Annotated in this window: 8 protein-coding genes; 2 read left to right on the forward strand and 6 right to left on the reverse strand. The window is 29.3% G+C overall.

Annotated elements, in window-relative coordinates; all coding sequences use genetic code 11:
• Nucleotides 1-25: 25 nt before the first annotated feature.
• Entirely contained in the window at nt 26-442 is a 417-nt protein-coding gene (locus tag HUJ77_RS11950; protein WP_291708925.1) for a hypothetical protein, read from the forward strand.
• Nucleotides 443-503: 61 nt separating this feature from the next.
• Here HUJ77_RS11950 and thiI read toward each other — a convergent pair whose 3' ends face one another.
• From thiI to HUJ77_RS11980, 6 genes are all read right to left on the reverse strand, one after another.
• Nucleotides 504-1,658 carry a tRNA uracil 4-sulfurtransferase ThiI gene (gene thiI, locus HUJ77_RS11955; protein ID WP_291708927.1) on the reverse strand — a complete coding sequence of 385 codons (1,155 nt, stop codon included), beginning with the start codon at nt 1,656-1,658 and terminating at the stop codon, nt 504-506.
• The gene (locus HUJ77_RS11960; protein WP_291708929.1) at nt 1,655-2,800 is read right to left on the reverse strand and encodes a cysteine desulfurase family protein; all 1,146 of its coding nucleotides are present in this window, start codon (nt 2,798-2,800) and stop codon (nt 1,655-1,657) included. Before HUJ77_RS11960 ends, thiI begins: the two co-directional genes overlap by 4 nt.
• Before the next feature lie 132 nt (nt 2,801-2,932).
• The gene (locus HUJ77_RS11965; protein ID WP_291708931.1) at nt 2,933-3,370 is read right to left on the reverse strand and encodes an ACT domain-containing protein; all 438 of its coding nucleotides are present in this window, start codon (nt 3,368-3,370) and stop codon (nt 2,933-2,935) included.
• Nucleotides 3,360-4,265, reverse strand: coding sequence for a homoserine kinase (gene thrB / locus HUJ77_RS11970; RefSeq protein WP_291708933.1), 906 nt, complete (start codon nt 4,263-4,265; stop codon nt 3,360-3,362). Before thrB ends, HUJ77_RS11965 begins: the two co-directional genes overlap by 11 nt.
• Nucleotides 4,258-5,724, reverse strand: a complete 1,467-nt coding sequence (thrC, locus tag HUJ77_RS11975; protein ID WP_291708935.1) for a threonine synthase — start codon at nt 5,722-5,724, stop codon at nt 4,258-4,260. Before thrC ends, thrB begins: the two co-directional genes overlap by 8 nt.
• Nucleotides 5,725-5,874: 150 nt before the next feature.
• Nucleotides 5,875-8,421, reverse strand: a complete 2,547-nt coding sequence (locus HUJ77_RS11980; protein ID WP_291708937.1) for a calcium-translocating P-type ATPase, SERCA-type — start codon at nt 8,419-8,421, stop codon at nt 5,875-5,877.
• A 215-nt stretch (nt 8,422-8,636) separates the two neighbouring features.
• Between HUJ77_RS11980 and HUJ77_RS11985 the strand changes: the two genes are divergently transcribed.
• Nucleotides 8,637-10,274 carry a putative manganese-dependent inorganic diphosphatase gene (locus HUJ77_RS11985; protein WP_291708939.1) on the forward strand — a complete coding sequence of 546 codons (1,638 nt, stop codon included), beginning with the start codon at nt 8,637-8,639 and terminating at the stop codon, nt 10,272-10,274.
• Nucleotides 10,275-10,606: the final 332 nt, after the last annotated feature.

Genomic DNA, 10,606 nt, shown 5'->3' on the forward strand with positions numbered 1-10,606 from the left:
TTCTTAAATAGAAGGAGTTTTAATTATGGGTTTCAAAGATAAAATGAGTAAATATTTCACAGATGCATACATGGAAAAATACGGTGATAGAATGACAAGCACAGCAGGAACTGTCCTTTCTGTGAAAATCGAAGAAAAAAACATACTAGGAATTATAAGAAAGCTAACTGCTCATATTTTAATAAAGCCAGATATGGGAAAAGGTGTAGTTAAAACTCAATATAAAGTTAGAAAATGGTTTAAAAAGCCTACTTTTATTGATGTTAAACAAGGTCATAAGGTTATAATTATGGGTGTTGAAGGTGAAAAAGGAAAAGCTGATTCTGAAGTAATTACTATTTCAAATATAGCTAATTTAACTACTAAGAAAGACCTACAACCATTCGATCATAGTCAATTAAAGAAAGCTAGACAACAAGCAACAAGAATGAGAACAAGATAAGATATAAATCTTATTTAAATAGAAAAAATAACTGCCTCATATTTATGAGACAGTTATTTTTTTAGTTAAATACTACAAGTTCTGTTTCATCAATTGCCTTTTTAACTAATTCTTCTATATTTAAAACTTCTTCTGATTTTCTTATTAATTCTAATCTTGGCTTTGTCTTAGGATGCTTTGGAACGAATATTGTACAGCAATCTTCATATGGTAATATTGACGTTTCATAAGTATCTATTTCTCTTGCTATATCCATAATATCAGTTTTATCCATAGCTATTAATGGTCTAAATACCGGTCTATCAGCACAATCATTACTTACTATTAATCCTTCCATAGTTTGGCTAGCCACTTGACCTATACTTTCTCCTGTTGCTACTGATTGAATTCCATACTTTTCAGCTAATGAACATGCAACCCTCATCATAAATCTTCTCATGATTATAGTTAATTCATCTTCTCTACATCCATCTATAATAGCCATTTGTATTTCTGTAAAAGGTACTATATGCAGATTAACTCTTTCAGTATAATTTGATAGTATCTTAGCTAAATCTTTAACCTTATCCTTTGCTCTTTCAGAAGTATAAGGATGACTATGATAATATACACAGTGTAATTCAACACCTCTTCTAGCCATTAAATAACCAGCAACTGGTGAATCTATACCACCTGATAACATTAGCATAGTACTTCCATTAATTCCGTATGGAAGTCCTCCAACACCTTTAATTTTATCTTTAGTTGTATAAATATATGCATTTTCTCTAATTTCAATATTTACTAGGCAATCTGGATTCTTCACCTTAACTTCTAATCCATTCATATTATAAACTACAAAAGCTCCTACTTCTTTAGATGTTTCTAAAGAGTTCTTAGGAAAGGCTTTATTAGCTCTATTAGTTTCTATTTTAAAATTCTTAGGGTTAGCTTCTTGAACCTTTCTTAATGCTTCTTCTTTTATAGCTTGCATATCTCTTGGAACTTCAGTAACAATACATACTTCAGCTACTCCAAATACTTTTCTTACTCTTTCAGTAGCTTCTTCAATATTATCTGCCTTAATGAAATATCTACCTTGATCAGAAATTAAAGAATACTCAAGACCTTTTAATTTTCTTTTTATATTATCTCTTAATTTCTTTTCAAATTTATTTCTATTTAATCCCTTTAGAAATATTTCTGATGCATATTTTACTAATATTAATTTATTCATCTTTTTACTCTCCTCAAAAATGTTAGTGAACTTTTTAGTACTTCTATAACCTTATCAACTTCTTCTTTTGTATTATTTTTAGAAAATGAAAATCTAATAGCACTTTCAACTTCTGCTTTATTTAGACCTAATTCTTTAATAACATAACTTCCTTGAACAGCACTTGTTTTTGAGGTACAAGCTGAACCTGTAGCAACATAAATATCATTTTCCTCTAATAAATGTAGTAATACTTCTGCTTTAACTCCTATGAAAGATACATTTAAAATATAAGGAGTAAAATCATCCTGTAAAGGGCTATTTATTCTTATATTATTTATTTCTCCTAATCTATCTATCATATACTCTTTAAGAGTTTTTACATATTCAAAACTAGAATTAATATTTTCCATAGTAATTTCTGCAGCTTTATAAAGGCCAATTATTCCTGGAACATTATGAGTTCCTCCTCTTATTCCAGCTTCTTGACTTCCACCATTTATTAATGGATTTAATACTATTCCTTTTTTTAAATATATAAATCCAACACCCTTAGGTCCATGTATTTTATGTCCTGCTGCTGTTAACATATCAATATTCATCTTTTTTACATCTATGTTTAGCTTTCCATATGACTGAACAGCATCTACGTGAAATCTTGCTCTAGAGCTTTTTTCCTTTATTAGCTTTCCTATACCTTCAATATCTTGAATTGCTCCCATTTCATTATTTACATGCATTATTGAAACTAAAACTGTATCCTTTGAAATAGAGTTTTCTAATTCTTCTAATGATATTTTTCCCTCTTTATCAACATTTAAATATGTAACTTTTACACCATTCTTTTCTAATTCTTTATAAGTCATTAATACTGAATGATGCTCAAATTTAGTAGTAATAACATGATGACCAGGTTTTGCTAAACCCTTTATTGCTAAATTATTTCCTTCACTTCCTCCTGATGTAAATAATATTTCATCCTTAGAAGCATTTAAACTTTTAGCTATAAACTCTCTTGCATCAGTTATTTTCTTTTCAGCTTTTATTCCTAATTTATGGAGAGATGATGGATTGCCGAAATATTCCTCCATGGCTCTTGCTGTTTCTTCTATTACTTCTTTATAAGGTTTTGTTGTTGCACTATTGTCAAAATAAATTTCCAAAGTTTATCCCTCCCTTTAGCATTTTACAATAGATTTACACTTAATATAACAAATTTCTAAAAATAAATAAAGGTAAAGATAAAAAAAAGGCTATTTTTAAATAGCCCTTTTAATATATTATCCTCTAGATATTTACTCCATTGCTATAAAATCAACTTTTTCAACATCTTTAATTTTAGATAAACTCTCAATTAAAGTAGTTAAATCTCCATTAATAGATGAAATATTAATAGTAAGACTTACATTAGCTTTTTTATTAATAGGTATTCCTTGATTAATAGTTATTATATTACCACCTTCTTCAGAAATATAATTTAATATTTCTGATAGCACACCCTTATTATCGTTAATGATTAAGTTTATAGTTACCTTCTGTCCTAGATCTGTTTCTGCTAAATCGAAAACAGTTTCTTTATACTTGTAATATACACTTCTACTAATATTAACAGTTTTAGCAGCTTCAGTAACATCCTTTACCTTACCTTCTTTTAGTAATCTTTTAGCATCTACAACTTTTTCATAAACATCTGGTAATGCTCTTTTATCAACAATTAAAAAGTTACCCTTCATAATTATCACCTTTATATACTACGGCCCCCAAATTATCTATAGCAAGTTCCTTAACCATCCAAGAAATACCTTCACTTTTTAAAAAGTCTTTTATTTTATTAATTATTTCCTTTTCATCATTTTTTATAAGGACCATAATAGTTGGTCCTGCCCCACTTAAAAAACAACTTAAGGCCCCAAAAGATATACATTTATTATAGACTAAATCATAATTTTTAATTAATGGACTTCTATATTTTTCATGAATAGCATCCTTACATCCATATTTTAATAAGTCATAATTACCATTTACAAAAGCAGAAATCATTAAAGATACCCTACTAATATTATATACTGCATCTTTAAATTCAACTTCCTTTGGTAAGACCTTTCTTGCATCAGATGTAGATAATTCAAAATCAGGAATTATAGCTACAAAAGTAATTCCGCTCTTTATATCAATTTTATTATATGCTACTTCTCCATATTCTAATACTGATACAACCAATCCTCCAAAAAAGGCCGGTGCTATATTGTCTGGATGCCCTTCAATTTCAACTCCAATTTTAAACAGTTCATTAAGTGTTAATGGATTTCCCATTATACTGTTTGCCCCTAAAAGCCCAGCTACTATACAGGTTGAACTTGATCCTAATCCTCTAGATATAGGAATATCTTCTCTTAGTAAATTTATTTTTATCCCCTTAGGCTTATATTTACATTTTTCAAAGCAAGACATCATAGCTTTATAAACCATATTTTCTTCATTACAAAATTCATCTTTAAATCCATAGAATTTATTTTCTGTACCCTCTTCTGAAAATTCAAATTCATTATATAAATTTAAAGCTATACCTAAGGAATCAAAGCCTGGTCCCATATTGGCTGATGTAGCTGGCACTCTAACCCTAATCATTTTTATCTCCTAAAAAATCTAATAAAGAATTTTTCAACTCATTGACTTCTGAAGTAAAATTATGAATTACTTCTTTCTTATTTAAATCTATTAAATTATCTGGTATATTAACTTTTGAATAATCATAAAGCTTATCAATTGCCTTGAAATCACTGGCTTTACCAATATCTAAGTCTAACGCCTTTAAAATACTCCTTGGAAATTTATATGGACTTGCTGTGGAAGCTATTAAATATGGTGTCTCATCTTTAGTATCACTTATATACTTATTTAAAACAACATAAGCTACTGCAGTATGAGTATCCACTAAATAACATTCTTTATTATATAATTCCTTTATTGCTTTACAAACTTCCTCTGTTTCAGCATAATTACCATAAAAGTCCTTTAAATTATTTTTAATTTTTTCATTTACATTATATATACCCTTAGAATTTAAATCTTCCATTAGATTCTTTATCTCTTTGCAATCCCTACCACTTGCTTCAAACAAAAGCCTTTCTAAATTTGATGAAACTAATATATCCATAGAAGGAGATGCTGTTAAAATTAGTTCTCTCCTTTTATCGTATACTCCCTTATTAAAGAAATCTGAAAGTACATTGTTTTCGTTAGATGCACATATGAACTTTGCAATAGGAAGCCCCATTTCCCTTGCATAATATGCAGCAAGTATATTTCCGAAATTCCCAGTAGGCACTACTATATTTATTTTTTTCCCCTTTTCTATTTGTTGCTTATTGATTAATTGGAAGTAACCATAAAAATAATAAACAATTTGTGGTATTAACCTTCCAATATTAATTGAGTTAGCAGAAGATAGTAAAAAATTCTTTTCTTTTAAATCTTCTCTAAAAGCCTTATCCCCAAATAATTCTTTTACTCCATTTTGAGCATCATCAAAATTCCCCTTAATTCCAACTACTCTTACATTATTCCCTTCTTGTGTAACCATCTGCATTTCTTGTACAGGACTTACACCCTCTTTAGGATAATAAACCATAACCTTAAACCCATCTACATTTTTAAAGCCTTCTAGTGCTGCTTTGCCAGTATCTCCAGAAGTTGCTGCTAAAATTACTATTTCTTCATTAATATTAAGCTTATTTTTTGCAAGCTTCATAATCTGTGGTAAAAATAATAATGCTGCGTCTTTAAACGCTGAAGTGGGACCATGATATAATTCTAGAAAATTATTTTTTTCTACTACCTTAAAGCGATTTGTGTAAGCATTACTTATGGCAGTCTTAAGTTCTTCAGTATTAAAATCAGTAAAATATGCTTTTAAGACCTCTAAAGCAATATCCTCATAAGTTGCGGTGGTATTACATTTAAGTTTCTCAAATAAATTTGGAAAACCTTCAGGAACATATAATCCCCCATCTTTAGAAATTCCATTAATAATTGCTTGTGAAGAAGATATATCTTTTTCTCCTCCTCTAGTACTAATAAACCTCATAAAATCACCCCAAATCTTGGTTAATCTCCCTTTATTTATATTATCATGTTTTTAGTTCATGTACAAGTGTTTTTATATGAACTACAAAAAGAGATTGCATAAGCAATCTCTAATTTTAAATATAGAATTTTTCATATAGTTTTTAAACTATTATCTAGACTTAATAAATAGGTATAAACTATTTATTAAGAATATTACACCTGAATAAAATAAAACTATAGCCCATTGACCTAAGGATAATGGTATTGTATTAAATACATTAGCTAGGAAAGGTATATATAATATTGCAAGTACCATAGATATTGAAACTAATACTGCTCCTACTAAATATGGATTACTAAAAACTTTAATTTCAAAAATTGAATGTCTTTCAGATCTACACTCAAATACATGTAAAAGCTGAGACATAACTAATGTAATTAAAGCAATTGTTCTACAAGTAGCTAAATCCATTCCATATAATCTACCTGTCATAAAGGCTAATAATGTGCATACTCCAATTAAACATCCTCTAATTACTATCTTTGACCATAATCCTCTTGCAAATATACTTTCTCCCTTTTGTCTCGGTTGTTGCATCATTATATCCTTATCTGGAGGATCAACTCCAAGAGCTATGGCAGGAAGACCATCTGTAGCTAAATTTACAAATAAAATCTGAATAGGTGTTAGGGGATTAGGTAAATAAAAAATTGATGCTAAAAACATTGTAAGTACTTCCCCTAAATTGCAAGATAATAAGTATCTAATAAATTTTCTTATATTATCATATATTATTCTGCCTTCTTCTACAGCTGAAACTATAGTTGCAAAATTATCATCCATTAATACCATAGATGCAGCTTCCTTTGTTACATCTGTACCTGATATTCCCATAGCAATCCCTATATCAGCTTCTTTAATGGCAGGCGCATCATTAACACCATCTCCTGTCATAGCAACTATATTATTTTGTTTTTTAAATGCCTTAACAATTCTAAGTTTGTGATGTGGAGATACTCTAGCAAAAACTCTAATATTTTTTACCTTTTTTATTAATTCCTCATCACTAATTTTTTCTATTTCTTCTCCTGTAATAGCTTGATCATCTGTATTACAAATATTTATTGACTTAGCAATAGCTAAAGCTGTATTTTTATGATCTCCAGTAATCATTACTGGTTGTATACCTGCAAGCTTACATTTTAAAACTGCATCTCTAACTTCCACTCTTGGTGGATCAATACTACCTGCAACTCCTAGAAAAATTAAGTCTTTTTCTAAATCTTCTCCTCTGATTAATCCTGTTTCCTTGTAAGCAGATGCAATACATCTAAGAGCCCTATTAGACATAGCTTCTATATATGAAGCAACTTGTCTTTTCTTTTGATGTGTTAATGGCTTAACCACTCCATTTTCTAATATATGTGTACATCTTTCTATTACTCTTTCTGGCGCACCCTTCATATAACAAACTTCTTTATTTCCTTCTTTAACTATAACACTCATCATCTTTCTATTAGAATCAAAAGGAATATCGAAGGTTCTACTTGCCTTTGACATAAAGTCCTTTAAAACATTTACTTCATTAAAAAAAGCTTTTACTAAAGCAGTTTCAGTAGGATCTCCTAAAAGAGCCTTTTCTATATTTTTACTATTAAAATCATAATTAAAATCGTTACAGTATACAAAAGCCTTCATTAAAATTGAATAATTTTTTAATTCTTCCTTATCTAAATCATAAATTCTACCATTAATATAGACTTCTTTTACTGTCATTTTATTTTGTGTAAGAGTTCCTGTTTTATCAGAACATATTACTGAAGTACATCCTAATGTTTCTACAGCTGGAAGCTTCCTAACTAATGCATTTTTCTTCAGCATTCTAGATACACCTAAAGCAAGTGCAACTGTTACTATAGCTGCTAATCCCTCTGGTATAGCTGCTACTGCTAATGAAACTCCAAGCAAAAACATTTCTGTAATTTCGTTTCCTCTAAGTATTCCAAGAACAGTTACAACAGCACATATTACTAAACAAAGTGCTACAAGAATTTTTCCTAGTGCATCTAACCTCTCTCTAAGTGGAGATTTTTCTTCTTCTATATTATCTAAAAGATTTGCTATTTTCCCCATTTCAGTACTCATCCCAATACTGTCAATAAGTAAAGCACCTCTTCCTTTTAATATTGTAGTTCCCATAAATCCTTGGTTCTTTCCTTTTTTTGAGTCCTTCGAAACCCCAACTGACTCCCCTGTTAAAAGTGATTCATCTACCATTATTCCTGATGATTCAACAAAACTTCCATCAGCAGGTATTCTATCTCCAGCTTCTAAAATTATTAAGTCTCCTAAAGTAACTTCTATAGAATTTATTACTTTTAAAATCCCATCCCTTATAACCTTACAAGTAGGTGCTGCAAGTTCCTTTAAGGCTTCTAATGACTTTTCAGTTCTATACTCTTGTACAAAACCCATAATTGCATTTACAACTACTATTATAAGTATTGTAATAGAGTCTGCCATATCTCCCATTAATCCAGATATAATGGTTGCTGCTATTAATACCCAAACTATAAAATCATTAAATTGAGATAAAAATATTACTATAGGTGATGACTTCTTCTTATGAGATATTTCATTTAATCCATAGTTTTTTTGTCTTTTTTCTGCTTCCTTTGTAGTTAGTCCCATTGACATTTCTCGTTCCTGTATCACCGGTTGTCCTCCTTATAATAGTTTCTATATATTATATTTAGTAAATCTATAGATATGATTTTTTTATAAACATTACTAAGATTTTATTTATACTTTTAAATTCTCTGGTTTAATTAGCTAAAATTCTACACATACTTCTATTAGATATCTTTACAAAATTAAAATATAAATATAGAATATGTATAGGCGATTTATAAACTAAGGAGGGTAATAACTTGAAAGATGTAATATACGTAACTGGGCATAAAAATCCAGATTCTGACTCAATATGTTCAGCATTTGCATATGCCGAATTTAAAAATAAGACAGGCAATATGCCTGCAGTTCCTGTTAGACTTGGTAATGTAAATATGGAAACTCAATATATTTTAGATTACTTTGGAGTTGAAGCTCCACAATTATTAAAAACTGTTAAATTAAAGGTAGGAGATCTTGATTTTGATAGAATTACTCCTGTATCACCTGAAATTTCTTTAAAAATGGCATGGCACATAATGAGAAGTAAAAATATAAAAACTCTACCTGTAGCTGATGATAATGGTCATCTTTTAGGAGTTTTAGCTATTTCAAACTTAACTTCTTGTTATATGGATATATGGGATAATAAAATTTTAGCAAAAAGTAATACAACTTTTGATAACATAGTTGATACTTTATCAGCAAAAGAAATATATGCTAATCCTAATACAAACCATTTCCCTGGTAAAATTGTAGTTACTGCAATGAAACCTGAAAGTATGAAGGATCATATTGAAGCTGGTGATATTGCAATTGTTGGAGATAGAGAAGAGGTTCAAAACGCACTATTAGACCTAGGAATATCTCTTATGATAATTACTGGTTCACATGCTCCAACTGAAGACATACTTGAAAAGGCTAAAAAGGCTAATGTAAGTGTAATAAGCACTCCTCACGATTCCTTTACAGCATCTAGACTAATAGTTCAAAGTATCCCTGTTGGATATGTAATGATAACAGATAAATTAGTTACTTTCTCAACTGAAGAGTTAGTTGAAGATATAAAGTCTGTAATGATTGAAACTAGATATAGAAGCTATCCTGTTATAGATGAAAACGGAAAAGTTTTAGGTACTATGTCAAGATATCATTTAATTTCAAATTACAGAAAGAAAATAATTCAAATGGACCACAATGAAAGAAGCCAATCAGTAGATGGTTTAGAAGATGCTGATATATTAGAAATAATTGACCACCATAGAGTTGCTGATATTCAAACTAGTAGCCCATTATACTTCAGAAGTGAACCTATTGGAAGTACTTCTACTATAGTTGGTAAATGCTTCTTCGAAAATGGAATAAGACCATCAAAACAAGCAGCTGGCCTTTTATGTGGAGCAATTATATCAGATACTTTATTATTTAGAAGTCCAACTTGTACACCAATAGATAAGCAAATTTGCTTAAGACTTGCTGAAATAGCTGGAATAGATGTAGAAGTATTTGCTAAGGAAATGTTTAAAGCTGGTACTTCTCTAAAAGGAAAAACAGTTGAACAAATCTTTAATCAAGACTTTAAACCATTTGCTATAGGAGATACTAAGGTTGGTATAGCTCAAGTTAACACTATGGATATTGAAGGATTTATGCCTTTAAAAGATGAAATGTTAGCTTATATGAATAGCAAAGCTAAAGAAGCTGGTTTAGATATGACTTTACTACTATTAACTGATATCCTTAATGAAGGATCACAAATATTAGTAGCTGGAGATAAACCAGAAATAGCTGAAAAAGCATTCAATGTTACTTTACAAGATAGCACTGCATTCTTAGATGGAGTACTTTCAAGAAAGAAACAAGTAGTACCACCAATAACTTCTGCCATAAATAGCTAAAACTGGAGCTGACACATCAGCTCCAAATGAAAAATTTAAAATGTAAAATTTAGAATTATTGATGTAATTTCTTCGAAATTACTAATATTTACAATTTTTAGAAACTCCTTTTCGGAGTTTCTTTTTTATTCCTTATCTTTTAATATATTGTAAGTACATTGATTAAATCTTATATTTACTTATTTATATTCATTAGTAAAGGAAGTCTTATTTTGATAAACTATATTACTATCTTACTCTTTTACTTCTTTTATTAACTTTATCAAAGATATAATTGTTGAAATAAATATAAAAAAACTCCTTTCTAGTATAATCCCCTTATGGTAGACAAA

This window comes from Clostridium sp., assembly GCF_021443865.1.
Lineage (GTDB): Bacteria > Bacillota > Clostridia > Clostridiales > Clostridiaceae > Clostridium.

Bases quoted from the DNA above. Each gene is read 5' to 3' on its own strand.
- HUJ77_RS11950 (WP_291708925.1), top strand. From the start codon at position 26: ATGGGTTTCAAAGATAAAATGAGTAAATATTTCACAGATGCATACATG.
- thrC (WP_291708935.1), bottom strand. From the start codon at position 5,724: ATGAGGTTTATTAGTACTAGAGGAGGAGAAAAAGATATATCTTCTTCA.
- thiI (WP_291708927.1), bottom strand. From the start codon at position 1,658: ATGAATAAATTAATATTAGTAAAATATGCATCAGAAATATTTCTAAAG.
- thrB (WP_291708933.1), bottom strand. From the start codon at position 4,265: ATGATTAGGGTTAGAGTGCCAGCTACATCAGCCAATATGGGACCAGGC.
- HUJ77_RS11965 (WP_291708931.1), bottom strand. From the start codon at position 3,370: ATGAAGGGTAACTTTTTAATTGTTGATAAAAGAGCATTACCAGATGTT.